Annotated in this window: 28 protein-coding genes and 1 pseudogene; 9 read left to right on the top strand and 20 right to left on the bottom strand. The window is 73.9% G+C overall.

Translation table 11 applies throughout. The features are described from left to right. Positions 1-316, bottom strand: a pseudogene (locus tag IEZ12_RS38760) (hypothetical protein); the annotation flags it as partial. Positions 317-468: 152 nt separating this feature from the next. Here IEZ12_RS38760 and IEZ12_RS20065 point away from each other — a divergent pair. From IEZ12_RS20065 to serS, 3 genes are all read left to right on the top strand, one after another. Next, the gene (locus tag IEZ12_RS20065; protein ID WP_189273279.1) at positions 469-672 is read left to right on the top strand and encodes a DUF4287 domain-containing protein; all 204 of its coding nucleotides are present in this window, start codon (positions 469-471) and stop codon (positions 670-672) included. Between the two features lie 42 nt (positions 673-714). Next, positions 715-1509: an alpha/beta fold hydrolase gene (locus IEZ12_RS20060; RefSeq protein ID WP_189273277.1), complete on the top strand. Its 795-nt coding sequence runs from the start codon at positions 715-717 to the stop codon at positions 1507-1509. A gap of 106 nt (positions 1510-1615) precedes the next feature. Next, positions 1616-2911 (top strand): serine--tRNA ligase, encoded by a 1296-nt coding sequence (serS, locus tag IEZ12_RS20055; protein ID WP_189273275.1) that lies wholly within the window; start codon positions 1616-1618, stop codon positions 2909-2911. A gap of 96 nt (positions 2912-3007) precedes the next feature. Here serS and IEZ12_RS40115 read toward each other — a convergent pair whose 3' ends face one another. From IEZ12_RS40115 to IEZ12_RS20010, 9 genes are all read right to left on the bottom strand, one after another. Then, on the bottom strand, positions 3008-4105 hold the full coding sequence (locus tag IEZ12_RS40115) for a sensor histidine kinase (protein WP_189273273.1): 1098 nt from the start codon (positions 4103-4105) through the stop codon (positions 3008-3010). Then, positions 4102-4761 (bottom strand): response regulator, encoded by a 660-nt coding sequence (locus IEZ12_RS20045; protein ID WP_189273271.1) that lies wholly within the window; start codon positions 4759-4761, stop codon positions 4102-4104. Before IEZ12_RS20045 ends, IEZ12_RS40115 begins: the two co-directional genes overlap by 4 nt. Before the next feature lie 35 nt (positions 4762-4796). Further along, a complete protein-coding gene (locus tag IEZ12_RS20040) occupies positions 4797-5471 on the bottom strand; it encodes a response regulator (protein ID WP_189273269.1) in 675 nt (224 codons plus the stop codon). Beyond that, a complete protein-coding gene (locus tag IEZ12_RS20035) occupies positions 5471-8017 on the bottom strand; it encodes a sensor histidine kinase (RefSeq protein ID WP_189273268.1) in 2547 nt (848 codons plus the stop codon). The genes IEZ12_RS20040 and IEZ12_RS20035 overlap by 1 nt, the downstream gene beginning before the upstream one ends. A 104-nt stretch (positions 8018-8121) precedes the next feature. Then, positions 8122-8739 (bottom strand): K(+)-transporting ATPase subunit C, encoded by a 618-nt coding sequence (gene kdpC / locus IEZ12_RS20030; RefSeq protein ID WP_189273266.1) that lies wholly within the window; start codon positions 8737-8739, stop codon positions 8122-8124. Positions 8740-8758: 19 nt separating this feature from the next. Continuing rightward, positions 8759-10840, bottom strand: a complete 2082-nt coding sequence (kdpB, locus tag IEZ12_RS20025) for a potassium-transporting ATPase subunit KdpB (RefSeq protein ID WP_043915083.1) — start codon at positions 10838-10840, stop codon at positions 8759-8761. Next, positions 10840-12501 carry a potassium-transporting ATPase subunit KdpA gene (gene kdpA / locus IEZ12_RS20020; protein ID WP_189273264.1) on the bottom strand — a complete coding sequence of 554 codons (1662 nt, stop codon included), beginning with the start codon at positions 12499-12501 and terminating at the stop codon, positions 10840-10842. Before kdpA ends, kdpB begins: the two co-directional genes overlap by 1 nt. Before the next feature lies 1 nt (position 12502). Then, entirely contained in the window at positions 12503-12592 is a 90-nt protein-coding gene (gene kdpF, locus IEZ12_RS20015) for a K(+)-transporting ATPase subunit F (protein ID WP_043915087.1), read from the bottom strand. Then, positions 12589-12732: a hypothetical protein gene (locus tag IEZ12_RS20010; RefSeq protein ID WP_157815694.1), complete on the bottom strand. Its 144-nt coding sequence runs from the start codon at positions 12730-12732 to the stop codon at positions 12589-12591. The genes kdpF and IEZ12_RS20010 overlap by 4 nt, the downstream gene beginning before the upstream one ends. A gap of 144 nt (positions 12733-12876) precedes the next feature. Between IEZ12_RS20010 and IEZ12_RS20005 the strand changes: the two genes are divergently transcribed. After that, positions 12877-13227: a hypothetical protein gene (locus IEZ12_RS20005; protein ID WP_189273262.1), complete on the top strand. Its 351-nt coding sequence runs from the start codon at positions 12877-12879 to the stop codon at positions 13225-13227. Between the two features lie 252 nt (positions 13228-13479). Here IEZ12_RS20005 and IEZ12_RS20000 read toward each other — a convergent pair whose 3' ends face one another. The 3 genes from IEZ12_RS20000 to IEZ12_RS19990 form a co-directional block, all read right to left on the bottom strand. After that, positions 13480-14322: an NAD-dependent protein deacetylase gene (locus IEZ12_RS20000; RefSeq protein ID WP_189273260.1), complete on the bottom strand. Its 843-nt coding sequence runs from the start codon at positions 14320-14322 to the stop codon at positions 13480-13482. 116 nt (positions 14323-14438) lie between these two features. Further along, on the bottom strand, positions 14439-14765 hold the full coding sequence (locus IEZ12_RS19995; RefSeq protein ID WP_189273258.1) for a hypothetical protein: 327 nt from the start codon (positions 14763-14765) through the stop codon (positions 14439-14441). Continuing rightward, positions 14758-15297, bottom strand: coding sequence for a universal stress protein (locus tag IEZ12_RS19990; RefSeq protein WP_100588154.1), 540 nt, complete (start codon positions 15295-15297; stop codon positions 14758-14760). The genes IEZ12_RS19995 and IEZ12_RS19990 overlap by 8 nt, the downstream gene beginning before the upstream one ends. 190 nt (positions 15298-15487) lie before the next feature. On the opposite strand from IEZ12_RS19990, the gene IEZ12_RS19985 reads away from it, so the two are divergent. Both IEZ12_RS19985 and IEZ12_RS19980 read left to right on the top strand, forming a co-directional pair. Next, positions 15488-15943 carry a universal stress protein gene (locus IEZ12_RS19985; protein WP_189273256.1) on the top strand — a complete coding sequence of 152 codons (456 nt, stop codon included), beginning with the start codon at positions 15488-15490 and terminating at the stop codon, positions 15941-15943. Positions 15944-16010: 67 nt separating this feature from the next. Next, positions 16011-17201 (top strand): amidohydrolase, encoded by a 1191-nt coding sequence (locus IEZ12_RS19980; RefSeq protein ID WP_189273254.1) that lies wholly within the window; start codon positions 16011-16013, stop codon positions 17199-17201. A gap of 60 nt (positions 17202-17261) precedes the next feature. On the opposite strand, the gene IEZ12_RS19975 is transcribed toward IEZ12_RS19980, so the two are convergent. Further along, a complete protein-coding gene (locus IEZ12_RS19975; protein WP_189273252.1) occupies positions 17262-18740 on the bottom strand; it encodes an APC family permease in 1479 nt (492 codons plus the stop codon). Positions 18741-18791: 51 nt separating this feature from the next. Continuing rightward, positions 18792-20009 (bottom strand): amidohydrolase family protein, encoded by a 1218-nt coding sequence (locus IEZ12_RS19970; protein WP_189273250.1) that lies wholly within the window; start codon positions 20007-20009, stop codon positions 18792-18794. 190 nt (positions 20010-20199) lie between these two features. Between IEZ12_RS19970 and IEZ12_RS19965 the strand changes: the two genes are divergently transcribed. Together IEZ12_RS19965 and IEZ12_RS19960 are read left to right on the top strand one after the other, a co-directional pair. Beyond that, entirely contained in the window at positions 20200-20886 is a 687-nt protein-coding gene (locus tag IEZ12_RS19965; protein ID WP_189273249.1) for a GntR family transcriptional regulator, read from the top strand. Positions 20887-21052: 166 nt separating this feature from the next. Continuing rightward, positions 21053-21727, top strand: a complete 675-nt coding sequence (locus IEZ12_RS19960) for a Crp/Fnr family transcriptional regulator (RefSeq protein WP_014136744.1) — start codon at positions 21053-21055, stop codon at positions 21725-21727. Positions 21728-21920: 193 nt separating this feature from the next. On the opposite strand, the gene IEZ12_RS19955 is transcribed toward IEZ12_RS19960, so the two are convergent. The 5 genes from IEZ12_RS19955 to sp36 form a co-directional block, all read right to left on the bottom strand. Continuing rightward, the gene (locus IEZ12_RS19955; RefSeq protein WP_189273246.1) at positions 21921-22742 is read right to left on the bottom strand and encodes an MBL fold metallo-hydrolase; all 822 of its coding nucleotides are present in this window, start codon (positions 22740-22742) and stop codon (positions 21921-21923) included. Then, positions 22739-22933 carry a hypothetical protein gene (locus tag IEZ12_RS19950; protein ID WP_043915101.1) on the bottom strand — a complete coding sequence of 65 codons (195 nt, stop codon included), beginning with the start codon at positions 22931-22933 and terminating at the stop codon, positions 22739-22741. The genes IEZ12_RS19955 and IEZ12_RS19950 overlap by 4 nt, the downstream gene beginning before the upstream one ends. Positions 22934-23028: 95 nt before the next feature. After that, positions 23029-23871 carry an NUDIX hydrolase gene (locus IEZ12_RS19945; RefSeq protein WP_189273244.1) on the bottom strand — a complete coding sequence of 281 codons (843 nt, stop codon included), beginning with the start codon at positions 23869-23871 and terminating at the stop codon, positions 23029-23031. A 96-nt stretch (positions 23872-23967) separates the two neighbouring features. After that, entirely contained in the window at positions 23968-24432 is a 465-nt protein-coding gene (locus IEZ12_RS19940; protein ID WP_043915102.1) for a RidA family protein, read from the bottom strand. 2 nt (positions 24433-24434) lie between these two features. Further along, positions 24435-24590 (bottom strand): Sp36 family protein, encoded by a 156-nt coding sequence (gene sp36 / locus IEZ12_RS19935; RefSeq protein ID WP_152645221.1) that lies wholly within the window; start codon positions 24588-24590, stop codon positions 24435-24437. A 268-nt stretch (positions 24591-24858) separates the two neighbouring features. Between sp36 and IEZ12_RS19930 the strand changes: the two genes are divergently transcribed. Then, the coding region (locus IEZ12_RS19930) for an ArsA-related P-loop ATPase (RefSeq protein WP_229847717.1) at positions 24859-25595 on the top strand (737 nt) is incomplete at its 3' end.

Here is a 25595-nt window from a genome sequence, read left to right as displayed (position 1 = left end):
CGCCGTCCGGGGTGGTCAAGGTGGCGGCCCAGTCGCAGAGTTCGCGGCCGCGCGGGCCGGTCAGCGCGCCGGCCTCGCCGAGGATGCGGGCGGCGGCTCCGGCGGCCAGCGGTTGGGCGGCCGGGCCGCGGACGTCGGGTTCGAGGCCGTACGCCCAGCCGCCGTCCGGGGTGCGGTGGGCGTCCAGGGCGGCGAGGACGCCCGCCGGGTCGGGGGCGTCGAACAGGTGGGTGAAGCGCCGCTGTTCCAGGACCCGGCCCGAGGTCCACAGGTAGCCGGCGGCGCGCTCGATCGTGCTGTCGTCGATCCATGCCATGACCCGACCGTAGGCGGCCCGAGCGGGCTGCGTCCGATGTTGGCGAAGTGACGCGAAAAAACTTTCGCGGGGACCGATGAGTTCCGCCGGGGCCGCTCGTCCATACCTGTGACGGCACGACAGCAGCGCAACGGAACGTGGAGGAACCCGGGATGAGCGTCAAGGGACCGGCCAGCTACTTCCCCTCGATCGAGCAGAAGTACGGGCACCCGATCGCCCACTGGCAGGAGCTGATCCGCAGCTCGCCGCTGACCAAGCACATGGAGCTGGTCGCCTGGCTGAAGACCGAGCACGGTCTGGGCCACGGCCACGCCAACGCGCTGGTCGCCCACACGCTCGCCGCCGCCGCCCGCTGACCGCACCGCACCCGCATCCGCATCGCACCCAGGAGTTCGACCATGACCGAGTTCGTGACCTCCGCCGACGGCACCCGGATCGCCTACCAGGCGGTGGGCGAGGGCCCCGCCGTGGTGATCGTGGACGGGGCGCTCTGCCACCGCGCGTTCGGCCCGTCCGCCGGGATCGCCGCCCGACTGGCCGACGGCCACCGGGTGTTCAGCTACGACCGGCGCGGCCGCGGCGAGAGCGGCCCGCTCGACGGGTACGCCCTGGAGCGGGAGATCGAGGACCTGGCGGCGCTCGTCGCGGCGGCCGGCGGCTCCGCGGCCCTGTTCGGCCTGTCCTCCGGCGGGGCGCTCGCGCTGCGGGCGGCCGGTGCGGGCATCGGCGTCGAGCGGGTCGCCGTGTACGAGCCGCCGTTCAGCACCACCGAGGAGCAGCTGGCCCGGTTCGTCGACTACCGGACGGGCGTGACGCAGGACATCGCCGCCGACGACCGGGCCGCGGCGGTCGCCCGCTTCATGGCGTTCGTCGGCATGCCCGAGCCGATGATCGACGGGATGCGCCAGTCGCCCGTCTGGCCGGTGTTCGAGTCGGTCGCGCCGACGCTGGCCACCGACACCGAGGTGCTGGACGGCGAGGTGGGCGCGCCGGTGCCGGCCGAGCGGCTGGCCGCGCTGACCGTTCCGGTGCTGGTGCTGGACGGCGGCCTCAGCCCGGAGTCGCTGCGGGCCGCGGCCCGGGAGGCCGCGGCCGCCGCGAACGCCGAGTACCGCACCCTGGAGGGGCAGACCCACGAGGTGGCGCCGGAGGTGCTGGCCCCGGTCCTCACGGAGTTCATGACCACGGGCTGACCTGGGGCTGACATGGGACGCAATGGCGGAGAAAGGCACTACGACGCGATCCGCGCCCCTGCTACCGTCGGGACTCCGATCTGGCTGTCCCGAGGAGCAGACTCCGATGCATGATGCCCGCGCCCTGATCGACCTGGGGGACGAAGCCGTCCGGCGGCTCGCACGCCGCGGCCACCGCCTCGACCTGTCCGCACTGGAGGCCCTGCAGTCCCGGCGCAACGCGGGCATCCAGGCCGGCGACGAGCTGCGGGCCCGCTCGAAGCAGGTCGCACAGGAGGTGCAGCGGACGGCGAAGCAGGGCGGGGACGTCTCCGAGCTGAAGGAGAGCGCCCGTTCGCTGAAGGAGCAGGTGCAGCAGAACGAGGGCGAGCTGGAGAAGGTCCAGCAGGAGCTGACGGACCTGCTGCTGACGATCCCGAACCTGCCGTCCGACGAGTCCCCGGACGGCTTCTCGGACGAGGACGCCCTGGAGGTGCGCCGGGTCGGCGAGCCGCCGTCGTTCGACTTCACGCCCAAGGACCACGTCGACCTGGGCGAGACCATGGGCATCATGGACTTCGGCCGGGCCACCAAGCTGTCGGGTTCGCGGTTCAGCGTGCTGCGCGGCACCGGTGCGGCGCTGGAGCGGGCGATCGCCGCGCTGCTGCTGGACCTGCACACCCGCCGGCACGGCTACGTCGAGCACGCGGTGCCGTACCTGGTGAACCGGCGCACCATGACCGGCACCGGGCAGCTGCCGAAGTTCGAGGAGGACCTGTTCCGGACGGGTGTCGCCGACCGGGACCTGTTCCTGATCCCGACCGCCGAGGTGCCGCTGACCAACCTGTACGCGGACGAGATCGTCCCGCCGGCCGAGCTGCCGCTGGCGCTCACCGCGCACACCCCGTGCTTCCGTTCGGAGGCCGGCTCGTACGGGCGGGACACCCGCGGGCTGATCCGGCTGCACCAGTTCTCGAAGGTGGAGATGGTGCGGATCTGCGCCCCGGAGCAGTCCCGGGAGCAGATGCTGCTGATGGTGTCGCACGCCGAGGCCTGCCTGAAGGAGCTGGAACTCTCCTACCGGGTGGTCATGCTGGCAGCCGGCGACACCGGCTTCTCGGCACAGCTGACGTACGACCTGGAGGTGTGGCTGCCCAGCCAGGACACCTACCGGGAGATCTCCTCGGTGTCGGACTTCGGCACCTTCCAGGGCCGCCGGGCCGGCATCCGCACCCGGGACGAGAACGGGAAGCCGACCCCGGCCGCGACCGTGAACGGTTCGGGTCTGCCGCTGGGCCGCACCATCGCGGCCGTGCTGGAGCAGCACCAGCAGGCCGACGGTTCGGTGCTGCTGCCGAAGGCGCTGCACAAGTACCTCGGCTTCACCCGGATCGCCGCCGACGGCACCCCGGTCGAGGAATAGGACTCCCGCTGGTACAGCGCGACCTGACGGCGCGCGGCTCCGTGCCGCGCGCCGTCGGTGCGTTCAGCCGCCGGTGCGTTCAGGCTGTCGGCGCGTTCAGCCGCCGGTGGGCAGGGTCGCCGCGACCTGCCAGCCGGCGCCGTGCGGGCCGGCCGTGAGCTCGCCGCCGAGGTCGGCGATCCGGGTGCGCAGCGCGGCCAGGCCGGTGCCGCCGCCGGGGCGGGAGCGGGCGCGGGGGTGGGCGGGGCCGCTGTCGGTGACGGTGACGGTCAGTCCGGCGCCGGGGCGGTGGGCGAGGGCGACGGCGATCCGGTCGGCGGCGGGCGCGTGGCGGCGGATGTTGGTGAGGGCCTCCAGCGCGACCCGGTAGGCGGCATCCTCGACGGCGGGCGACAGCGCGGGCAGCTCGGCGGCGCCGCGCAGGGCCGGGCGGTCGGGGAAGCGGTCGAGCAGGGCGGGCAGTTCGGCGAGGGTGTGGCGGCGCGGGTCGGCGCCATCAGGGGCGCGCAGGGTGTCGAGGGTCTGGTCCATGGAGACGAGGGCGCGCTGCCCGGCGGCTTCCAGGCGGGTCAGCAGCCGGGCGTTCTCCTCCTGGTCGTAGCCGCCGACCTGGGCGGCCTGCACCTCCAGCAGGATGCCGGTGAGCTCGTGGGCCACGTAGTCGTGCAGGTCGCGGGCGACGGCGAGGCGCTGTTCGCGGCGGGCGTCGCGGACGGCGCGGGTTCGGCGGGCGTCCTGGCCGCGCAGGTGGAGGGCAGCGCCGAGGGCGGCGGCGACGGGGACGGCGGCGAGCAGCAGGCCGGCCACCGAGGCGTCCGCCGGGTGCGGCTGGCGCAGTGCGAAGCGCAGCGGCAGTGCCAGGGCGGTGGTGGCGGTGAGCGCGCCGACCGTCCAGGCCCGGCGCTCCGTCAGCCGCCGCACCGAGCGCACCAGCAGCGTCAGCAGGGCGGCGAACTCGACGGGCATCCAGAGCAGCGCCAGGCCGTGGTCGCCCGGGAGGCCGGCGTCGACGGCGAGCGAGACCAGTGCGGCGGCGACGGCGGTCGGCGCGGGCGGCGGGCGGAGCACGGCAAGGGCGAGCGCCAGGGCGGCGGCGACAGCGGGGAACCAGGCCGTCCACGGGCCGAGCGCCGCGGGCAGCAGCAGCAGCAGCAGCGCGGCCGCCGCGGCGGTGAGGGCGCGGCGGGCGGTCATGCGGGCAGGTCGGTGAGGTAGCCCAGTTCGAAGGCGCGCATGGCGATGCCGACCCGGTTGCGGACGCCGAGCTTGCGCTGGATGTGCGCGACGTGGGTCTTCACGGTGCCGGGCGAGATGAACAGGACGGCGGCGATGTCGGCGTTGGTGCGGCCCGCGGCGACCTCGCGGGTGATCTCCTGCTCGCGGCCGGTGAGCGGTTCGGCGAGCGGCGCGGTGTCGGGGCGGCGGCCGGTGACGTGCTGGAGCAGCCGGACGGTGACGGACGGGCTGATCAGGCTGTCGCCGGCCATCGCGGCGCGGACGGCCTCGATCAGCAGGGCCGGCCCGGAACGCTTGAGCAGGAAGCCGGAGGCGCCGCCGCGCAGCGCCGGGTACACGTACTCGTCGAGGTCGAAGGTGGTCACCACGACCACCTTGACCTGCGGGTCGGCGGTGGGCCCGCAGAGCTGCCGGACGACTTCCAGGCCGTCCATCCGGGGCATCCGGACGTCGACCAGGGCGACGTCCGGGCGCAGCGCGCGGGCGGCCTCGACGGTGGCGACGCCGTCGGCGGCCTCGCCGACCACCTGGAGGTCCGGTTGGGTTTCGAGGATGCGACGCAGGCCCCGTCGCACCATCTCCTGGTCGTCGGCGAGCAGCACCCGGATGGTCACCCGGCGGATTCTGCCACAGCGCTGTTGACGGTCCGTCAGGGCAGGTAGCGGTAGCCGAGGCCGGGTTCGGTGACCAGGTGGCGGGGCCGGTGCGGGTCGCGTTCGAGTTTGCGGCGCAGGGCCGCGAAGTGGACCCGCAGGTAGTTGCTGTGGTGGTCGTGGCCGGGTCCCCAGACGGCGGTGAGGAGTTGCCGGCGGCCGACCAGCCGGCCGGGGGCGGCGAGCAGCACGGAGAGCAGCTGCCATTCGATGGGGGTGAGCCGGACGGGGCCGTCCGGTCCGGTGGCGCGGGCGGCGGCCGCGTCCACGGTGTGGTCGCCGATCCGGGCGAGCGGCGGGGCGGCGGCGGGTGCGGGGCGGCGCAGGACGGCGCGCAGCCGGGCGAAGAGTTCGTCCATGACGAAGGGTTTGGTGAGGTAGTCGTCGGCGCCGCCGTCGAGGGCGTGGATCCGGTCGGCGGGGTCGGTGCGGCCGGACAGCACGATGATCGGTGCGGCGCTGTGCCGGCGCAGCGCGCGCAGCACGTCCATGCCGTCCTGGTCGGGCAGGCCCAGGTCGAGCAGGACGGCGTCGGGCGGGGTCTGCTCGGCCAGCTGCAGGGCCTGCCGGGCGGTGCCGGCGGTGAGCGCCGCGTACTGGCGGGCCAGCAGGTTGAGGCGCAGGGTGCGCAGCAGGCGGGGTTCGTCGTCGACGGCCAGGACACGGGTCATCAGGTTCCCTCGTGGGCGGTGGCGGCGGGCAGGGTGAGCAGCATGGTGGCGCCGCCGCCGGGGGTGTCCTCGACGTCGAGGCTGCCGCCCATGGCTTCGGCGAGGCCGCGGGAGAGCGCGAGGCCGAGGCCGAGGCCGGTGGTGTTGTCGGTGTCGCCGAGACGCTGGAACGGCAGGAAGACCCGGTCGCGGTCCTCGGGCGGGATGCCGGGTCCCCGGTCGACGATCCGGATCTCCACCCGGTCGGCGTGCGCGGAGGCGGTGACCAGGACGGGTGCGCCGGGCGCATTGTGCCGCAGCGCGTTGGTGACGACGTTGGCGAGGACGCGTTCCAGCAGCGGCGGGTCGGCGAGGACGGGCGGGGCGGTGTCGAGGTCGAGCGGCTGGACGGGCGCGTCGGGGTCGGGCAGCGAGTCGAGGGCGCGCGGCAGGATCTCGTCCAGGTGGGTGGGTTGCAGGTGCAGGGTGAGCGCCCCGGCCTGCAGGCGGCTCAGGTCGAGCAGGTTGTCGACCAGCCGGGTGAGTTCGACCAGCGATTCGTCGGCGAGGGCGAGCAGTTCGGCCCGGTCGGCGGCGGAGAAGTCGACGTCGGGGCTGCGCAGCGAGCCGACCGAGGCGAGCGCGGTGGCGAGCGGGGTGCGCAGGTCGTGGCTGACGGCGGCGAGCAGCGCGGTGCGCATCCGGTCGGCGGCCCGGATCGGTTCGACCTCGGCGGCGACGGTGGCCAGGCGGTCGCGTTCCAGGGCGGCGGCCAGGTGGGCGGCGAACGCGGCCAGCACCCGGTGGTCGGTGTCGGGCAGCCGGCGTCCGGTGAGCACCAGCAACGCGTCGGCGCCGACCGGCAGTTCGGTGACCTCGGGGTGTTCCTCGGCAGCGGCCGGGGTGTCGGTGCGGGCGAGCACCTCGCCGCTCGCGGGGTCGAGCAGCGCGGCGGTGTCCAGCCCGAAGGAGGTGCGGGTGCGTTCCAGCAGGGCGGGGACGGCGTCGGCGCCGCGCAGCACCGAGCCGGCCAGGGTGGAGAGGGTCTCGGCCTCGGCGGTGGCGCGGGCGGCCCGGGCGGTCTGCCGGGCGGAGTGGTCGACGACGGTGGACACGCACAGCGCGACGGCGGCGAACACGGCGAGCGCGATGAAGTTGTTGGCCTCGTTGATGGTGAAGGTGTGCACCGGCGGGATGAAGTAGTAGTTCAGCAGCAGCGAGGCGACCAGCGAGGCCAGCAGGGCGGACATCGCACCGCCGAGCAACGCGACGCCGACGACGCCGAGTTGGAAGATCAGCGCGTCGGTGGTGAGGTTCAGCGCGGTGTGCGCCTGGGAGAGCACGGCGGTCAGCGCCCAGGGGACGGCGAGTCCGGCGGCGTACCCGGCGAGGGTGCGGCGACGGGAGTGCCGGCGGCCCAGCGAGGGGAGCCGGCCGCGGCCGGTGAACGCGTGGGTGACCATGTGGACGTCGATGTCCTCGGAGCGGTCGACGGTGGTCTCGCCGATGCCGGGGCCGGTGAGGAAGCGGGTGGTGCGGCCGCGCCGGCTGGTGCCGAGGACCAGCTGGGTGGCGTCGCGGGCGCGGGCGAAGGTCAGCAGCGTCTCGGGGATGTCGTCGCCGACCACCACGTGGTAGCTGCCGCCGAGCGACTCGACCAGGCTGCGCTGCTCGGCGAGCCGGCCGGGCGAGGCGCCGGCCAGGCCGTCGCTGCGGGTGACGTGCACGGCGATCAGCTCCCCGCCGGCGGTGCGGTCGCAGATCCGGGCGGCGCGCCGGATCAGGGTCGGGCCCTCCGGTCCGCCGGTGAGGGCGACGACCACGCGTTCGCGGGTCTCCCACACCCGGTCGATGTTGTGCACGGCCCGGTAGTCGCGCAGCCCTTCGTCGACCCGCCCGGCCAGCCAGAGCAGCGCGAGTTCGCGCAGCGCGGTGAGGTTGCCGACCCGGAAGTAGTTGGCGAGCGCGGCGTCGACCTTCTCGGCCTGGTAGACGTTGCCGTGCGCGAGCCGGCGGCGCAGCGCCTGCGGGGCCATGTCGACGAGTTCGATCTGGTCGGCGCGGCGCACCACCTCGTCGGGGACGGTCTCGCGCTGCGGCACGCCGGTGATCTTCTGCACCACGTCGTTGAGCGACTCCAGGTGCTGGATGTTGACGGTGGTGACCACGTCGATGCCGGCGGCGAGCAGTTCCTCGACGTCCTGCCAGCGCTTGGCGTGCCGGCCGCCGGGGATGTTGGTGTGGGCGAGTTCGTCGACCAGGGCGAGTTCGGGGCGGCGGGCCAGCAGCGCGTCCAGGTCGAGTTCGGCGAACTCGGTGTCGCGGTAGCGCCGCACGGTGCGCGGGAGTTGCTCCAGGCCGTCGAGCAGCCGGGCGGTGCGCGGCCGGTTGTGGGTCTCCAGGAAGCCGACCACCACGTCGGTGCCGCGCTCCTGCCGGCGGTGCGCCTCGTCGAGCATCCGGTAGGTCTTGCCCACGCCGGGGGCCGCGCCCAGGTAGACCCGCAGCCGGCCCCGCCGGTGGCCTGGCGGCTGCGCTCGGAGGGCCTGTCCGGGGTCGGCTGGCATGGCGGCTCGTCTCACGGTGGTGGGCTGGAGGGGTTCGGGGACGCGGCCGGCCGACCCGGGCGGGGGAGCGCCCGGGTCGGCCTGCTTCGGTAATTGACGCATCGTCACGTCAGGTCGGCGACCGCACGGTTGAGCAGTACCACGTTGACGCCGGGCTGGCCGAGGAAGCCGAGCGAGCGGCCGTCGGTGTACTGGGCGATCAGCTGGTCGAGCCGCTCGGCGGGGACGCCGCGGGCCTTGGCGACCCGCTGCACCTGCTCCTTGGCGTAGGCCACGGAGATCTGCGGGTCGAGCCCGGAGCCGGAGGCCGTCAGCGCGTCCGGCGGGACGCTCGCCGGGTCGACGCCGTCGAACGCGGCGACGGCGGCGCGGCGCTCCTCGACGGCCTTCAGCAGGTCCTCGCTGTTCGGGCCGAGGTTGGAGGCGCCGGACGACTTCGGGTCGTAGCCGCCGGCCGACGGGCGGGGCTGGAACCACTTCGGGTCGGGCTGCGCCTGCTCGTCCGGGTCGTCGGGGTTCTGCTTCGGCAGGTCGAAGCTCTGGCCGAGCAGGCCGGAGCCGATCTCCTTGCCGTCGCGCTCGACGACGGAGCCGTTGGCCTTGGCGGGGAAGGCGAGTTGGCTGATGCCGGTGACCAGCAGCGGGTAGGCGATGCCGAGGATCACGGTCATCACCAGCAGCATCCGCAGCGCGGTGAGGTGGGTGCGCAGAAAGGTGGGCATGTCTCGTTCTCCTCTCGGGTCAGTTGAGGCCGGGGACGAACTGCACGATCAGGTCGATGAGCTTGATGCCGACGAACGGCACCACCAGGCCGCCCAGGCCGTAGATCCCGATGTTCCGGGAGAGCAGCGAACTGGCGTCGGACGGGCGGTACTTGACGCCGCGCAGGGCCAGCGGGATGAGGCCGACGATGACCAGGGCGTTGAAGATGATCGCCGAGGTGATCGCGGAGGTCGGGCTGTGCAGGCCCATGATGTTCAGGTGGCTGAGGCCCGGGTACACGCCGGCGAACATCGCCGGGATGATCGCGAAGTACTTGGCCACGTCGTTGGCGATCGAGAAGGTCGTCAACGCGCCGCGGGTGATCAGCAGTTGCTTGCCGATCTCGACGATCTCGATCAGCTTGGTCGGGTTGGAGTCCAGGTCCACCATGTTGCCGGCCTCCTTGGCCGCCATGGTGCCGGTGTTCATCGCCACGCCGACGTCGGCCTGGGCGAGCGCCGGAGCGTCGTTGGTGCCGTCGCCGGTCATCGCGACCAGCTTCCCGCCCTCCTGCTCCTTGCGGATCAGGGCCATCTTGTCCTCGGGCGTGGCCTCGGCGAGGAAGTCGTCGACGCCCGCCTCCTCGGCGATCGCCCGTGCGGTCAGCGGGTTGTCGCCGGTGATCATCACGGTCTTGATGCCCATCCGGCGCAGCTCCGCGAACCGCTCCCGCATGCCCTCCTTCACCACGTCCTTCAGGTAGATCACACCCAGGACGCGCGGCGCCTTCGCACCGTCCTTCTCCGCCACCACCAGCGGCGTGCCGCCGGCCGCGGAGATCCCGTCGACCAGCTGCGCGACATCGGCGCCGACCGAACCGCCGTTGCCCGTCACCCAGTTGGAGACGGAGCCGGCCGCGCCCTTGCGGACCTGCTTGCCGGCGCCTTCGTGAAGGTCCACGCCCGACATCCGGGTCTGCGCGGTGAACGGCACCCACTCGGCGTGCGCCAACTCGCCCTGGGCGCGGGCCCGCAGGCCGTACCCGGTCTTGGCGAGCACCACGATCGAGCGGCCCTCGGGGGTCTCGTCGGCCAGCGAGGACAGCTGCGCGGCGTCCGCCAGCTCCTCGACGGTGACGCCCGCGGCGGGCTGGAACTCGGCGGCCTGCCGGTTGCCGAGGGTGATGGTGCCGGTCTTGTCGAGCAGCAGGGTGTTGACGTCGCCGGCGGCCTCCACGGCCCGGCCCGACATCGCCAGCACGTTGCGCTGCACCAGCCGGTCCATGCCGGCGATGCCGATCGCCGAGAGCAGCGCGCCGATGGTGGTCGGGATCAGCGCCACGATCAGCGCCACCAGCACCACGGTGGGCTGCGGGGCGCCCGCGTAGGTCGCCATCGGCTGCAGGGTGACCACCGCGATCAGGAAGACGATGGTCAGCGAGGCCAGCAGGATGTTCAGCGCGATCTCGTTCGGCGTCTTCTGCCGGGCCGCGCCCTCCACCAGGGCGATCATCCGGTCGATGAAGGTCTTGCCCGGCTCGGAGCTGATCCTCACCACGATCCGGTCGGACAGCACCTTGGTGCCGCCGGTCACCGCGGACCGGTCGCCGCCGGACTCCCGGATCACCGGTGCGGACTCGCCGGTGATCGCCGACTCGTCGACGGACGCCACGCCCTGGACGACGTCGCCGTCACCGGGAACGACCTCCCCGGCCTCGACCACCACGTGGTCGCCCAGCCGCAGCGAGGTGCCCGGCACCTCCTCCTCGGCCTGCGAGGCGGGCCAGTCGACCAGACGGCGGGCGACGGACTCGGTCTTGGCCTTGCGCAGCGTGTCGGCCTGCGCCTTGCCGCGGCCCTCGGCGACCGCCTCGGCCAGGTTGGCGAACACCGTGGTCAGCCAGAGCCAGGCGGTGATCGCCCAGGCGAACACCGACGGGTCGGCGATCGCGGCGACGGTGGTGACCACCGAGCCGACCTCGACCACGAACATCACCGGGTTCTTCACCATCACCCGGGGGTCGAGCTTCTTCACCGCGTCGGGCAGCGAGGCGAGCAGCAGCTTCGGGTCGAGCAGGCCGGCCGCGGCCCGGTGCGGTGCGGGTTCAAGCGTGGTGGACATCAGCGGAGACCTTCTGCGATCGGCCCGAGGGCCAGGGCCGGGAAGTAGGTGAGGCCGACGACGATCAGCACCACCCCGGAGAGCAGTCCGACGAACAGCGGCTTGTGGGTGGGCAGCGTGCCCGCGCTCGCCGGGACGGGCTGCTGCCGGGCCAGCGAGCCGGCCAGCGCCAGCACGAACACCATCGGCAGGAACCGGCCGAACACCATCGCCAGGCCCAGCGCCGTGTCGTACCAGGCGGTGTTCACGGTGATGCCGCCGAACGCCGAACCGTTGTTGTTCGCGGCCGAGGTGAACGCGTACAGCACCTCGGAGAAGCCGTGCGCCCCGGAGTTGAGCATCCCGGCGCGCTCGCCGGGCAGGGCGATCGCCGTGCCGGCGCCGATCAGCACGAGAGTCGGGGTGGTGAGGATGTACAGCGAGGCGAACTTCATCTCCCGGCCGCCGAGCTTCTTGCCCAGGTACTCCGGGGTGCGGCCGACCATCAGACCGGCGACGAACACCGCGACGATCGCCAGGATCAGCATGCCGTACAGGCCGGAGCCGGTACCGCCGGGCGCGATCTCGCCGAGCATCATGTTGAAGATCGTCAGACCGCCGCCGAACGGCGAGTACGAGTCGTGGAAGGAGTTCACCGCGCCCGTCGAGGTGAGCGTGGTGGACGCCGCGAACAGGCTGGAGCCGGCGATGCCGAGCCGCTGCTCCTTGCCCTCCATCGCCGCGCCGGCCGCCTGCAGGGCGCTGGCGGCGTGCTGGTGCTCGAAGAAGGTGATCAGCGCGGCCGAGGCCACCCAGAACAGGCCCATCACCGAGACGATCGCGTAGCCCTGCCGGTGGTCGCCGACCATCTTCCCGAAGGTGCGCGGCAGCGAGAACGCGATCACCAGCAGCAGGAATACCTCCACCAGGTTGGTGAAGCCGGTCGGGTTCTCGAACGGGTGCGCCGAGTTGGCGTTGTAGAAGCCGCCGCCGTTGGTGCCGAGCAGCTTGATGACCTCCTGCGAGGCCACCGGCCCGCCGGGGATCGCCTGCTGACCGCCCGTCAGGGTGGTCACCTCGTGGAACCCGTGGAAGTTCTGCACCACGCCGTTCGCGGCCAGCACCAGCGCGAACAGGATCGCGATGGGCAGCAGCAGGCGCAGCGAGATCCGGGTCAGGTCCACCCAGAAGTTGCCGACCCGGTCGGTGCGGTTGCGGGTGAACCCGCGGATCAGCGCCGCCACCACGGCGATGCCGACGGCCGCGGAGACGAAGTTCTGCACCGCCAGACCCGCCATCTGCACCAGGTGGCCCATCGCGGACTCACCGCTGTAGGACTGCCAGTTGGTGTTGGCGGTGAACGAGATCGCGGTGTTCCACGCCTGGTGCGCCTCCATCTCGGGCACGCCCAGACTCAGCAGCAGATGCGTCTGCAGCCGGATCAGCCCGTACAGGAACAGCACCGACAGCATCGAGAACGCCAGCACCGACCGCAGGTACACCGGCCAACGCTGGTCGGCGTCGCCATCGACGCCGACCAGTCGGTACAGGGCCCTCTCGGCTCTCAGGTGTTTCGCGGACGTCAGCAGCCCGGCGATGTAGTCGCCCAGCGGCCGGTAGCACAGGGCCAGCGCGCCGACCAGGGCGATCGCCTGGAGCCAGCCGGCAAGAGTGGCACTCATGTCAGAACTTCTCCGGGTGGATCAACGCGAGAACGAGGTAGCCGACCAGCGCGGCGGCGACGATGAGACCGACGATGTTCTCCGCGGTCACAGCTTCTCCACCCCCCGCGCGATCAGGGCGATGACGGCGAACACGGCGACCGTGACACCGACATAGATCAGATCCGACATGGCATCCACCAAGGTGGCTCGGGACAACGGCCTGCGTATTTCGCCGGCCCACTGAGCCAAGCAGCGCAATCCCCCGCGTTCACGCTCCCTGACGCCCCCCATACGGGTGGTCCCCCACCCTTGACGCCTCCTTGACGCCCCGCCTCCGGGCCCTGATGAGTGGGCTCGGCCCGGTAGCCTCGGATCGGAGGAGAGGAGCCGTTCATGAGCCGGGCCGCATCCGAGGAGACAGAGCTCATCCCCCGACCGGACAGGACCCCGGCCGCGCTGAAAGCCGCCCTGACCGTGGTCGCACCCGATCGACTCGCGGAGATGGTCGAAGGCCGGACCGGAGCCATGGCCGAAGCCATCACCACCGGCAGCGTCCGGCCCATCCGCTCCTTCGTCGCGCACTGGGCCGCGGTGCTGGAGATCGAACGTCTCCCGGTGACCGCCCGGGCCTACCACCGGTCGAACCACCTCGCCAACCACGCGGCCACCGTCGAGGAGTGCCGCCGCCACGCCGTCACGGTCGCGGAGCTGTACCGGGCCGCGTTCGCGACGGTGAACGGGTGAGCTGAAGTCGGGAGCATCCGCCTGACGCCGAACACGCCGCCGGTGGGTTTCCTGCGGGCTTCCTCGCTGCCGTCGAACTCCGTGCCGCCGAACTCGTCCGGGCCGCCGAGGCCCTGTTCCTGGACGGCACCGCGTACGAGGGCAGCGGCCCGCTTCGATGTCGCCCGCGGGCTGCTCACCTACGACGTCGTGCCGCGCCTGGAACTCGTCGCTATCTGCCGACTCACCGCACCGCCGTGGGCGTGAGCCCGGCTAGGCGCCGAGGTCGGTGGCCAGAGACGTCAGGGTCTCGCCGAGGGGGCGGTCGAGGCGGAGGGTGGCGAGGTCGTCGGCGCGGGTGGCGCCCCGGGTGACGATGGCGACCGGTTTGCCGGACTTGGCGGTGTGGCGGACGAAGCGCAGGCCGGACATGACGGCCAGGGAGGAGCCGAGGACGAGCAGGGCGCGGGCCTGGTCGACCAGGCGGTAGCAGTGCTCGACGCGGTCCTTGGGGACGCTCTCGCCGAAGAACACCACGTCGGGCTTGAGGATGCCGCCGCAGCGGGCGCAGTCGGCGACGGTGAAGGACGCCACCAGGGCGTCGGGGAGTTCGACGTCGCCGTCCGGGTTGATGCGGGAACCGGCGTCCCGGAAGGCCGGGTTGAGGGCGGCGAGGCGCTCGTCGAGTTCGGCGCGGGGGCTGACGGCGGCGCAGCCCAGGCAGATCACCCGGTCCAGGCCGCCGTGCAGTTCGACGGCGTCGGCGGTGCCCGCGGCGCGGTGCAGGCCGTCCACGTTCTGGGTGATGACGGCGGAGAGGCGGCCGGCGGCGCGCAGCCGGGCCACCGCGAAGTGGCCGGCGTTCGGGCGGGCCCCGGCGATCACGGCGCGCCCGGCGTGGCTGCGCGCCCAGTAGCGGCGGCGGGCCGGCTCCCCCGCCAGGAACTCCTGGTACGTCATCGGCGCCCGGTGGCGGCGGATCCCGTCCGGGCCGCGGTAGTCCGGGATGCCGGACTCGGTGGACAGCCCGGCGCCGCTCAGCACCGCCACGCCGCCGCCGGCCAGCAGCCGGGCCAGCGCGGGCAGGCCGTCCTCGTGCGCAGTCATACCGTCCATTGTGGAACGGCCGGAGCGGGAACGGCAGACAGACGGTCCGGGCGGTGCCCCCACGCACCACCCGGACCGTTCCGGTTCGCGGCGTCCGGGCCCCCACAGCCAGGCCGCCGCCGTCTCTAGTCGTGCACCCGAAGGCGCCGCCACGGCAGCGCGGCGACCAGCGCCGACGCGGTGAACAGCGCCAGGTGCCCGGGCCCGTCCCAGCCCAGTTGGGCGTAGCGGTGTTCCGCGAAGCCGTTGTGGAACAGCCACGCCGCCAGGCCGATGAACGGTGCGGCGGCCGGCCGGGAGCGGGTGCCGAGGGCCGCGCAGCCGGCGGCGAAGGCGGTGAGGGCGAACCAGCCGCCGCGCAGTTCGCCGAGCGGGGCGAGGACCAGCGCGGTCGCCGCGCCCAGCAGCAGCGCGGTCGCGCCGGACAGGGCGACCGGCAGCCGGTCACGCACCGTCGGACACCGCCACCAGGCTCCGCAGTTCCGCGTCCAGGGCGCGGGCGGCGAACAGGTGGCCGGTCATCTCGTCGAGGGCGGTGGCGAGTTCGGGGCGCGGCACGACCAGCACCGGGCAGCCCGCCCGGCGCAGGCACGCCCTGGGCACCGAGCCGCGCAGGCCGCGGTGCAGCCAGGAGCCGGACGGGCCGAGGACCAGCAGGTCGCCGGGCCGGTCGGCGGCGGCCAGCAGGGCCGGGGCGGTGCGGCCCCGGACGAGGCGGGCGGTGACGGGGACGCCGGGGTCGGTGCCGCCGAACGCCTCCGCCATCGCCTCCGCCAGCGTGGTCTCGGCCAGCTCGCGCACCGCCGACAGCAGCGGCGGGCAGGGCGAGCGGCGGTGGCCGAACTCGCCGCTCGGCGGCTCCCAGGCGTGCACGGCCAGCACCTCGCCGCCCAGCCGCCGGGCCTCGGCCACCGCGCGGTGCACGGCCGCCAGGCTGCCGAGCGATCCGCTGACCCCGACCACGATGCGCGGCCGCTGCTCCATCACGCGTCCTCCGTCCAGGAACTCCCGGGCCAGGTGCGGCCCGCACGGCCCAGCAGATCGCGTCCCGGCCCCGTCCCCGGCCGCCCTTGACGACTCCCTGACGCGCACGGCCGTCTTCCCTACGCCGCCCTGACGCGCGGGCCGCCGCGACCGGCGTTCACTGGAGTGGGGGGAGCGAGGAGGCCTGGCCATGGAACGCGACGAGACCCGCGTGGTGGTCGGTGTGGACGGTTCACCGGACAGCCTGGCCGCGCTGCGCCGGGCCGCAGAGGAGGCCTCGGTGCGCGGCGCGGTGCTGGTCCCGGTGCTCGCCCGCCGCCCGGCCGACCGGGTGCCCGAGCGGGCCGCCCGGCTGCTGCTGGACGCCGCTTTCGACGCCGCGCTCGGCGGCTGGCCGAGCGACGTCCTGGTGCACCCGACCGTGGTCACCGGCCTGCCCGGGCCGACCCTGGTCGCGGCGGTCGGCGGCCCCGGCGACCTGCTGCTGCTCGGCGCCCCGCACCGCCGCCGGGCGCACCCGCACGGCGACCGAACCGCCCGGCACTGCCGCAGTCACGCCCCGTGCCCGGTGCTGACCGTCACCGCCCCGCCGATCGGCACGACGGCAGCCCGAATCGTCAACTCGCCTTCCAGCAGGCCGAGTTGACTGCACCCGTGAAACCGGATCGACTGCTCCCGGAAGACCCTTTCAGCACCTCCTCGGGAGTGAAGCGATGCACGCCACGCTGTTCCGCCAGGTCCGCCCGTTCGGCGGCCCGGTCACCGATCTGGCCGCCGTGGACGGCGTCCTGGTGGCCGAACTGCCGGACGACGCCCGCCCGGCGGTGGTGGAGGGCGGCGGCCGGATCGCGCTGCCGACGCTGGTGGACGCGCACATCCACCCGGACAAGACCGCCTGGGGCGAGCCCTGGTACAGCCGCCGCCCGGCGGGCAGCCTGCCGGAGTACGTGGCGGGCGACGTCGAGCTGTACCGGCGCCAGACCAGCCCGATCGGCGAGCGCGCCCACCGCCTGCTGGCCCACGCGGTGACCCGCGGCACCCGCGCCGTCCGCGCGCACGTCGACGTCGCGCCCGCGTACGGCCTGGCCGGCGTGACGGGCCTGCGGGAGGCCGCCGACCGGCTCGCCGGGAAGCTCGACGTGCAGTCGGTGGCGTTCCCGCAGCACGGGGTGGTGCGCACGCCGGGTGCGGCCGACCTGCTCACCGCAGCGGCCCGCGAGCACCTGGTGGACGCGGTCGGCGGCATCGACCCGGCCGGGTTCGACGGCGGCAGCGCGGACGGCCGCGAGCAGCTCGACCTGCTGTTCGGCCTGGCCGAGCGGTACGGGGTGCTGCTGGACGTCCACCTGCACGACCGCGGCGCGACCGGCCTCGGCCCGCTGCGGGCGATCGCCGCCCGCACCGTCGCGGCGGGCCTCCAGGGCCGGGTGACGGTCAGCCACGCGTTCTGCCTGCCGGAGCTGCCGGCCGGCGAACTCGCCGCCATGGCCGAGCTGTTGGCGGGCGCCGGGATCGCGCTGACCACCGTCGCCCCGTCCGCGCACCAGGTGCTGCCGTTCCGCGCGCTGCAGGCGCACGGGCTGCGGGTGGGCCTCGGCTCGGACGGCGTGCGGGACTCGTGGAGCCCGTTCGGCAACGCCGACATGCTGCACCGGGCGCACCTGCTGGGCTGGACCACCGACGCCCGCACCGACCAGGAGCTGACCGACTGCCTGGAGCTGGCCGCGCACGGCGGCGCCGACCTGCTCGGCCTGCCGAGGGCCGACCTGACGCCCGGCGCGCCCGCCGACTTCCTGCTGGTGGACGGCGAGTGCCCGCCGCAGGTGGTGGTCGACCTGCCGGAGCGCGAGCTGGTGGTGAAGGCCGGCCGGGTGGTCGCCGAGCACGGCGCACTCGTCGGCTGAGGCACGCCGAAGCGGCGGCGCCGGCCCGTCCTGGGCCGTCGCCGCCGCTTCGCGTTCCGCTCAGTCGCGTTCGACATCGACCTCGGTGAGCCGGGCGAACCGCTCCGGGTCGGTGCGCCGGATCCGCCGGGCGACCAGCCAGCCGGCCCCGCCGACCAGCGGCATCGGGACCAGCAGCAGCCAGTTCACCAGGCCCGAACGGCCGGTCAGCAGATCGAAGTTGAGCACCGCGAGCACGGTGAGCACGCCCAGTCCGGCGGCCGCCAGCAGCGGCGCCCAGACCACCCGGAACGCGGAGAGCCCGCGCCGGTCGCGGCGGAAGAACGCGAACACCGCGACCGCCGCCAGCCCCTGCATCGCCATGATGCCGAGCACCCCGACGCTGTTCGACCAGAGCAGCACCACCAGGTACGGGTCGACGGCGAGCACCGCGCCCAGGCCCACCACCAGCACGTTGAACCCCGACTGCACCAGCACCGCCGTCCCCGGCGACCCGGTGCGCCCCGACACCCGGCCCAGGCGGCGCGGCAGCAGTCCCTCCCGGCCCAGCGCGTACAGGTAGCGGGCGGCCGCGTTGTGGAAGGCCAGCGCGGAGGCGAACGCCGAGACGATGATCAGCACGTGCATGGTGTCGGACAGCCACAGTCCGACGAACCGCTCGGCGGCCCGGAACGTCAGGTCGGGCCCGCCGTCCGCACGGGCCTGCGCGACGGCCTGGTCGGTGCCGTACGCGCCCATCACGATCCAGGTGCCCAGCGCGTAGAACACCGCCAGGAAGCCGATCGCGACGAACGTCGCCCGCGGCACGGTACGGGCCGGGTCGCGGACCTCCTCGGCGTAGATCGCGGTCGCCTCGAAGCCGGTGAACGCGCCGATCACCAGCACGAACATGCCGGCCACCCCGGCCTGGGTGAGCAGCGACGGGTCGAAGGACACCGGGTCGAGCGCGGCCGTCCCCCGGTCGGCCAGCACCCCGCCCTCCATCAACAGCAGCGACAGCACCTCCAGCACCAGCGCCACCCCGAGCACCTTCGCGGACAGCGTGACCTTCAGCCAGCCGAGCACGCCGACCACGGCCACGCAGCCGCCGGACAGCAGCCACCACGGCACGTGCGCGCCGGTCCGCTGCTCGATGTGCCCGGCCGCGAAGTAGCCGAACGCGGCTGCCACACCCGGGGTGATCAGGTTGTAACTGACCACCGCCACATAGGCGGTGACCACCCCGAGGGTGCGCCCCAGCCCGCGCGCCACGTACGCGTAGAACGCGCCCGCGTTGCGCACGTACCGGCTCATCGCGGTGAACCCGGCGGCGAACAGCACCAGCAGCGCGCCGGAGATCAGGTAGGCGGCCGGCGCGGACGCCCCGCCGACGCCGATCGCGAACGGCGCGATGCCGGCCAGCACGGTCAGCGGCGCGGCCGCGGCGACCACGAAGAACACCAGGTCGGTGGTGCCGATCAGGCCCTTGGCGAGTCGCCCGGAGGTCTCGGCGGCGGGCTCGGCGGGCGGTCTTCCGGTGGGGGTGGCAACGGTGGTCATGGCGTGGGGGTCCTTCCGAACACGGGGTGGTACGGGGGGAGTTCGGGTGTGTCAGGGGGCGAGCCGGTCGAGCACCGGGTGGCCCCGGTGCAGCACCAGCAGCCGTTCGGGGTGTGCCGCGACCGCCTCCGGCACCGAGTGGGCGGCCACCGCGACCAGGTCCGCACGTCCCCCGACGGCTATCCCGTACTCGGCCAGCCCGAGCGCCCGGGCGGCGTGCGCGGTCGCCAGGTCGGCGGCGAGGCGCAGGTCCTGATCGGTCATCAGGTCGCCCTGCAGGCCGATGATCGTGGCCCGCTCCAGCATGTCGCCGGTGCCGTACGGCCACCACGCGTCGCGGATGTTGTCCGAGCCGGCGAACACCAGCACCCCGCGCTCGTGCAGGCGCTTGACCGGCGGCATCGACCGGGCCGGGCCGTTGGTCATCACGGCCACCCCGGCATCCGTCAACACGGCGGCGACGGCGTCGAGTTCGCGCGGCTCCAGCTGCCCGAGGCAGTACGCGTGGCTGACCGCGACCCGGCCGCCCAGGCCCAGCGCGGCCGTCCGCCCGGCGATCGCCCGCAGCTGCGCCGCGCCGGGCGCGCCGCCGTCGTGCAGGTGGATGTCGACGCCCGCGCCGTGCCGCTCCGCCAGCTCGAAGACCACGTCCAGCTGGCCGTCCACGTCGCCGTCGAACCCGAACGGGTCGAGCCCGCCGATCAGTTCGGCGCCCTCCCGGAGCGCCGCGTCGAGCAGCTGCGCCACGCCGGGCTCGGCGACCACGCCGCTCTGCGGGAACGCCACCAGCTGCACGTCGATCAGCTCGCGCACCCGCTCACGGGCCTCCAGCACCGCGTACAGGTGGTCGAGGCCGGTGTCCGGGTCGACGTCCACGTGCGAGCGGACGTGGCCGGTGCCGAGCGCCGCCATCCGGCGGGCCAGCGCCTCCGCCCGGTCCGCCACCGGCAGCAGGTCGGCCACCTCGCGGCGCTGCTGCCGCTCGGAGGCGATCTGGGCGCGCAGGTCGGCGGTCTCCCGGTGCGGCTGCCAGGGCGCGCCGAGGAAGGTCTTGTCCAGGTGGGCATGGCCGTCCACCAGCGCGGGCAGCAGCAGCGCGCCGTTCAGCCGACGCTCGCCGGGGCCGGCGGCGGCGGGAAGCTCCCGGCCGGGCGGCACGGGTGTGACGGCCGCGATCCGGCCGTCCTCGATCCGCAGGTCGGCGCGGGCGCCGTCGGGCAGCGTGGCGTCCAGCAGCAGCTGCGGGCCTGGGGTCGGTCGGGTCGCCACGGGGGCCTCCTCGGCTCGGCGAAAGCTCGGCGGGATGGGGGTACGGGCGCGGCGTGGGGCACCGCGCGGACCCGCTGGGCGGCCAAGCTATCTGGTATACCGAATACCGAACAAGGGGGTGACGCGAAGCGATCTGGAATGATCTGATCCTCAGACCGCTCGGTCCGCCCGCTTCTGCCTGGAGCCCCCGATGCCCGACACCCTCGGCGACGCCCACCAGTCGCTGGCGGACCTCGTCTACCTCCGGCTGCGCGAGCAGATCATCGAGGGCGAGTACCCCGCCGGGCAGCGCCTGGTGGAACGCGAACTCGCCGACGGCCTGGGCGTTTCCCGGATCCCCGTCCGGGAGGCCATGCAGCGTCTGGAACGCGAGGGCTTCCTCACCGTCCAGGCCCGCCGCGGCGCGTTCGTCGCCGATTTCGGGCCCGCCGACGCCGACCACTTCTTCGCCGTCCGCGAATCCCTGGAGGCCCTCGCCGCCAGCCTCGCCGCCCGGAACGCCACCGCCACCGGCATCCGCGGCCTGGAGCGCCTGCTCGCCCGCACCCGCAAGGCCGCCGAGGCCGGCCGGGTGCGCGAGAGCGCCGACCTGAACGCCGACTTCCACCGCGCGATCGTCGACCTCTCCGGCAACCCGCTGCTGCGCGACATGATGGCCCCGCTCGACGGCCGCCTGCGCCGCCTGTTCCGCCTCACCTCGGACGCCGAGACCAGCGCCCCCATGTGCACCGAGCACCAGCAACTGCTGGACGCCATCAAGGCCCGCGACCCGGAGGCCGCCGCCGTACTGGCCCGCCACCACGTCGCCGGCACCCGGGCGTTCGCCCTCCAGGCGCTCGGCCGCCAGACGCCCGGCCGCCAGACGCTCGGCCGCTGACCCGCCGTCGGACAAGCGCCGTCGGAGCCGTCGCGACCGTCACCCGAAGTGCGCGAATGGCCGCGTAGGCCGCACCCGGGCACACCCCCTCCTCATATGATCGGAGCGACATGCGTCATCCTTGGTGGTGAATAGCACTGCCCATGACACCAGCAGGAGGAAGCTCGTGGACGACGTTCTGCGGCGCGCCGCGCTGTTTGCGGCACTCGACGACGACCAGGCTGCCGAGCTCCGCGCTTCCATGACCGAGGTGACGCTCGCCCGTGGCGAGTCGCTGTTCCACGAGGGCGACCCGGGCGACCGGCTGTACGTCGTCGTCGAGGGCAAGGTCAAGCTGCACCGCGCTTCGCCCGACGGCCGCGAGAACATGCTCGCCGTACTCGGCCCCTCCGAGATGATCGGCGAACTCTCGCTGTTCGACCCGGGCCCGCGCACCGCCACCGCCACCGCCCTCACCGAGGTCAAGCTCCTCGGCCTCGGCCACGGCGACCTGCTCCCGCTGCTGCACGCCCGCCCCGAGGTCTCCATCGCCCTCCTGCGCGCGATCGCCCGCCGCCTGCGCCGCACCAACGACGTGATGTCCGACCTGGTCTTCTCCGACGTGCCCGGCCGCGTCGCCAAGGCCCTGCTCGACCTCTCCCGCCGCTTCGGCGTCCAGTCCGACGAGGGCATCCACGTCGCCCACGACCTCACCCAGGAAGAGCTGGCCCAGCTGGTCGGCGCCTCCCGCGAGACGGTCAACAAGGCCCTCGCCGACTTCGCCGGCCGCGGCTGGCTCAAGCTGGAGGCCCGCGCGGTCGTCCTGCTGGACGTCGAACGGCTGTCGCGCCGCTCACGCTGACGTGAGCAGGTGGGCGCGAAGACAGGGAGCGCACAACCAGGGGCGCGGGGAACTGCGCGAAGGGGAACGCATCCGTCGGCAAGATCGCGACGCAGGACAATGACCTGCACTTGATCGCGACCTTGCGGACGGGCCTTGCGCTTGTCGCGCAGTTCCCCGCGCCCCTGGTTGTGCGCTCTCTGGTCCCGCACGCCTAGATGAGCCCGTGCTCCTCCAAGTACATGAGCTGCGCCCGCACCGACAGCTCCGCCGCAGGCCACAGCGCGCGGTCCACGTCCGCGTAGACCCGGGCGACCACCTCGGCCGCCGTGCGGCAGCCGGCCTCGACGGCGGTCTCGACCTGGGCGAGGCGGCCGGCCCGGTGGGCGAGGTAGTAGTCGACGGCGCCGAGGGCGTCCGTGAGGACCGGGCCGTGGCCGGGCAGCACGGTGCGGACGCCGTGCTCGGCGGCCATCGCGTGCAGGCGGCGCAGCGAGGCGAGGTAGTCGCCGAGGCGGCCGTCGGGGTGGGCGACCATGGTGGTGCCGCGGCCGAGGACGGTGTCGCCGGTGAGGATCGCGCCGTCGGCGGGCAGGTGGAAGGTCAGCGAGTCGGAGGTGTGCCCGGGGGTGGCGACCACCCGCAGGTCGAGGCCGCCGATCTCCAGCCGCTGGCCGCCGTGCAGGCCCTCTTCGCCGAGTCGCAGCGCCGGGTCGAGGGCGCGTACCGCGGTGCCGGTGAGTTCGGCGAACCTGGCGGCGCCTTCGGCGTGGTCGGCGTGGCCGTGGGTGAGCAGGGTGAGGGCGATGCGCTTGCCCTGTTGTTCGGCGGTGCTGACGACCCGTCGCAGGTGGGTCTCGTCGAGCGGGCCGGGGTCGATCACCACGGCCAGGTCGGAGCCGGGTTCGGACAGCAGCCAGGTGTTGGTGCCGTCCAGCGTCATCGGGGACGGGTTGGGTGCGAGCACGCACTGGGCGCGCGGGGTGGCGGCCCCGCCGACGTGGTCGGCGGGGTCGCCCGGAAGCAGACCGCTCACGCGGCGTCCGCCTCGGCCCGGCCGAGTCGTCGCAGCGGCAGCGGCCGCAGCAGCGCCCGGGAAGGCAGCTCACGGACCAGCAGGCGGGCGGCGGCGGCCGCGGGCGCCGGTGTGTCGCAGGCGGCGGCGCGGGGGGTGACGGTGCGGGCGGGCATGGCCGAGGTCCGGCGAGCCACGTCGTTGTGAGTCATCGGGGGTCTCCTTCCGGGGTGTGCACGGGCGGTGCTGTCGCAACGGAAAAGCACTGGTCGGCGCGGCGACTGCCGAGCTTTCCGGGGGAAGGTTCTCACGCCGGGAACACGCCGTCGACAGTCAGTTCGTCATACCCGGGCCAGCGCACCGTCATACGGTCCCCGGCCAGCTCGGCCCGCCCCAGCACGGGAGCGATGTCGCGGTCCGCGGCGGCGGTCAGCGCCTCGGCGGCGTCGCGCATCGGCGCCAGTTCGCGCAGCACCGTGACGGTCGGCGGCATCATCCCGAAACGGCCTTCGTGGAAGCCGGTCACCGCGTCGGCGGGCGTCATCCAGGCGACCCGGTCGGCCTCGCCGACGGTGTCCGCGGCGGCCTGTCCGGTCGGCAGGGCGGCGACGAAGAACCAGGTGTCGAAGCGGCGTTCCTCGAACTCGGGGGTGACCCAGCGCGCCCAGGCGGCCAGCAGATCGCTTCGCAGCACGAGTCGGTGCCGGGTCAGGAACTCGGCCAGGGACAGCTCGTGCGACTCCAGCGCGGTCCGCTCGGCGGACCAGTCACCGGGTTCGACCAGCGTCCGGGCGTCGGGGCCGGCCAGCAGCACGCCGGCCTCCTCGAAGGTCTCCCGGACGGCGGCGCAGACCACCGCGCAGGCGGTCGGCTCGTCCACGCCCAGGCGCTCGGCCCACTCCGCGGTCGACGGGCCGGCCCACGGCGGGCGCACCTCGCGGTCGCGCGGGTCGACGCCGCCGCCTGGGTAGGCGTACATGCCGCCGGCGAAGGCCATCGTGGTGCGCCGGCGCAGCAGGTAGGCCTCCGGGCCCGGGTCGGCGTCGCGCAGCAGCACCACGGTGGCGGCGGCCTTGGGCGCGGCCGGGGTGAGTTCCCCGGTGGCCAGGGCGCGGATTCGGGCAGGCCAGGACGGCGGCATCTCGGGCATGTTTACGGATGTTAACCGCCGTCGCCCCGGGCCGACAGGCCCGGAATGCGAGGGGCCCGCCACCGCGGTGCGGCAGCGGGCCCCTCGACCGCACGGTCAGTCGCGGAAGCGGACCATCAGCTCGACCTCGACCGGCGCGTCCAGCGGCAGCACGGCCACGCCGACGGCGCTGCGGGCGTGCACGCCCTTGTCGCCGAAGACCTCGCCCAGCAGTTCGCTGGTGCCGTTGACCACGCCGGGCTGGCCGGTGAAGTCGGGGGCGGAGGCGACGAAGCCGACCACCTTGACGACCTGCTCGACCTTGTCCAGGTCACCGATCACGGACTTGATCGCGGCCAGCGCGTTCAGCGCGCAGATCCGGGCCAGGTCCTTGGCCTCCTCGGCGGTGACCTCGGCGCCGACCTTGCCGGTCAGCTGGAGCTTGCCGCCGACCATCGGCAGCTGCCCGGAGGTCATCACGTAGTGGCCGGTGCGCAGCGCGGGGACGTACGCGGCGACCGGGGCCGCCACCTCGGGCAGGGTCAGCCCGAGCTCGGCGAGCTTCTGCTCTACCTGGCCCATGACTACTCCTTCTCGCGCTTCAGGTACGCCACCAGCTGCTCCGGGTTCGGCCCGGGAACGACCTGGACGAGCTCCCAGCCGTCCTGGCCCCAGGTGTCGAGGATCTGCTTGGTCGCGTGCACGAGCAGCGGCACGGTTGCGTATTCCCACTTGGTCATGGGGTGACTCTAGCCGCCCCGGCCGGTGTGAGGTGGGACACAAAGGGGCCGTCAATCGTCGGGGTGGCCGGGATGCTCCCGTCATCCGGAGCGCTCGCTCGTTACCCTCGCGGTGAGGGATGCCCGTTGGGCCCCCTCGGCAGAAGCAGGCGGCGACGGACGGAGAGCGGGCGTGGCGGGCAGCAGCGGTACGGCGGGGCCGACCGGGCAGGCGTCGCCGCGGGATCCGGACCGGTCGCCACGGGAGCCGGACTGGGAGGGCGTCAGGCTGCACGTGGTCAGCGGCAAGGGCGGCACCGGCAAGACCACGCTGGCCGCCGCGCTGGCGCTGGCGCTGGCCGCCGACGGCGGCCGCACCCTGCTGATCGAGGTGGAGGGCCGGCAGGGCATCGCCGAGCTGTTCCAGATCGCCGCGCTGCCGTACGAGGAGCGCCGGGTGGCCACCGTGACGCCGGCCCAGCTGGGGCTGCCCGGCAAGGGCCACGGCGAGGTGCACGCGCTGGCCATCGACACCGAGCAGGCGCTGCTGGAGTACCTGGAGATGTTCTACAAGCTGGGCCGGGCGGGGAAGGCCCTGCAGAAGGTCGGCTTCGTGGACTTCGCCACCACGATCGCCCCGGGCGTGCGCGACGTGCTGCTCACCGGCAAGGCCTGCGAGGCGGCCCGCCGCAAGGGCCCGGACGGCCGGCGGGCGTACGACGCGGTGGTGATGGACGCCCCGCCGACCGGTCGGCTGACCCGCTTCCTGAACGTCAACTCCGAGGTGGCCGGCCTGGCCAGGTTCGGCCCGATCCACAGCCAGGCGCAGGCCGTGATGCGGGTGCTGCGCTCCCCGGAGACGGCGGTGCACTTCACCACGCTGCTGGAGGAGATGCCGGTGCAGGAGACGGTGGACGGGATCGCCGACCTGCGCGAGGCCGGGCTGCCGGTCGGCGGCGTGCTGGTGAACATGGTGCGCCCGCCGATACTGGACGCGGCGGCGGTCGAGGCCGCCCACGGCGGCCA

It is taken from the genome of Kitasatospora griseola, assembly GCF_014648555.1.
GTDB classification, from domain to species: domain Bacteria; phylum Actinomycetota; class Actinomycetes; order Streptomycetales; family Streptomycetaceae; genus Kitasatospora; species Kitasatospora griseola.
Note: the sequence above shows the minus strand (reverse complement) of the source record. Positions and strands in the feature narration are given on the sequence as shown.

Coding starts and splice junctions, on each gene's coding strand:
- IEZ12_RS20065 (WP_189273279.1), top strand. CDS start 469: ATGAGCGTCAAGGGACCGGCCAGCTACTTCCCCTCGATCGAGCAGAAG.
- IEZ12_RS20060 (WP_189273277.1), top strand. CDS start 715: ATGACCGAGTTCGTGACCTCCGCCGACGGCACCCGGATCGCCTACCAG.
- serS (WP_189273275.1), top strand. CDS start 1,616: ATGCATGATGCCCGCGCCCTGATCGACCTGGGGGACGAAGCCGTCCGG.
- IEZ12_RS40115 (WP_189273273.1), bottom strand. CDS start 4,105: ATGACCGCCCGCCGCGCCCTCACCGCCGCGGCGGCCGCGCTGCTGCTG.
- IEZ12_RS20040 (WP_189273269.1), bottom strand. CDS start 5,471: ATGACCCGTGTCCTGGCCGTCGACGACGAACCCCGCCTGCTGCGCACC.
- IEZ12_RS20035 (WP_189273268.1), bottom strand. CDS start 8,017: ATGCCAGCCGACCCCGGACAGGCCCTCCGAGCGCAGCCGCCAGGCCAC.
- kdpC (WP_189273266.1), bottom strand. CDS start 8,739: ATGCCCACCTTTCTGCGCACCCACCTCACCGCGCTGCGGATGCTGCTG.
- kdpB (WP_043915083.1), bottom strand. CDS start 10,840: ATGTCCACCACGCTTGAACCCGCACCGCACCGGGCCGCGGCCGGCCTG.
- kdpA (WP_189273264.1), bottom strand. CDS start 12,501: ATGAGTGCCACTCTTGCCGGCTGGCTCCAGGCGATCGCCCTGGTCGGC.
- IEZ12_RS20005 (WP_189273262.1), top strand. CDS start 12,877: ATGAGCCGGGCCGCATCCGAGGAGACAGAGCTCATCCCCCGACCGGAC.
- IEZ12_RS20000 (WP_189273260.1), bottom strand. CDS start 14,322: ATGGACGGTATGACTGCGCACGAGGACGGCCTGCCCGCGCTGGCCCGG.
- IEZ12_RS19990 (WP_100588154.1), bottom strand. CDS start 15,297: ATGGAGCAGCGGCCGCGCATCGTGGTCGGGGTCAGCGGATCGCTCGGC.
- IEZ12_RS19985 (WP_189273256.1), top strand. CDS start 15,488: ATGGAACGCGACGAGACCCGCGTGGTGGTCGGTGTGGACGGTTCACCG.
- IEZ12_RS19980 (WP_189273254.1), top strand. CDS start 16,011: ATGCACGCCACGCTGTTCCGCCAGGTCCGCCCGTTCGGCGGCCCGGTC.
- IEZ12_RS19975 (WP_189273252.1), bottom strand. CDS start 18,740: ATGACCACCGTTGCCACCCCCACCGGAAGACCGCCCGCCGAGCCCGCC.
- IEZ12_RS19965 (WP_189273249.1), top strand. CDS start 20,200: ATGCCCGACACCCTCGGCGACGCCCACCAGTCGCTGGCGGACCTCGTC.
- IEZ12_RS19950 (WP_043915101.1), bottom strand. CDS start 22,933: ATGACTCACAACGACGTGGCTCGCCGGACCTCGGCCATGCCCGCCCGC.
- IEZ12_RS19945 (WP_189273244.1), bottom strand. CDS start 23,871: ATGCCCGAGATGCCGCCGTCCTGGCCTGCCCGAATCCGCGCCCTGGCC.
- IEZ12_RS19940 (WP_043915102.1), bottom strand. CDS start 24,432: ATGGGCCAGGTAGAGCAGAAGCTCGCCGAGCTCGGGCTGACCCTGCCC.
- sp36 (WP_152645221.1), bottom strand. CDS start 24,590: ATGACCAAGTGGGAATACGCAACCGTGCCGCTGCTCGTGCACGCGACC.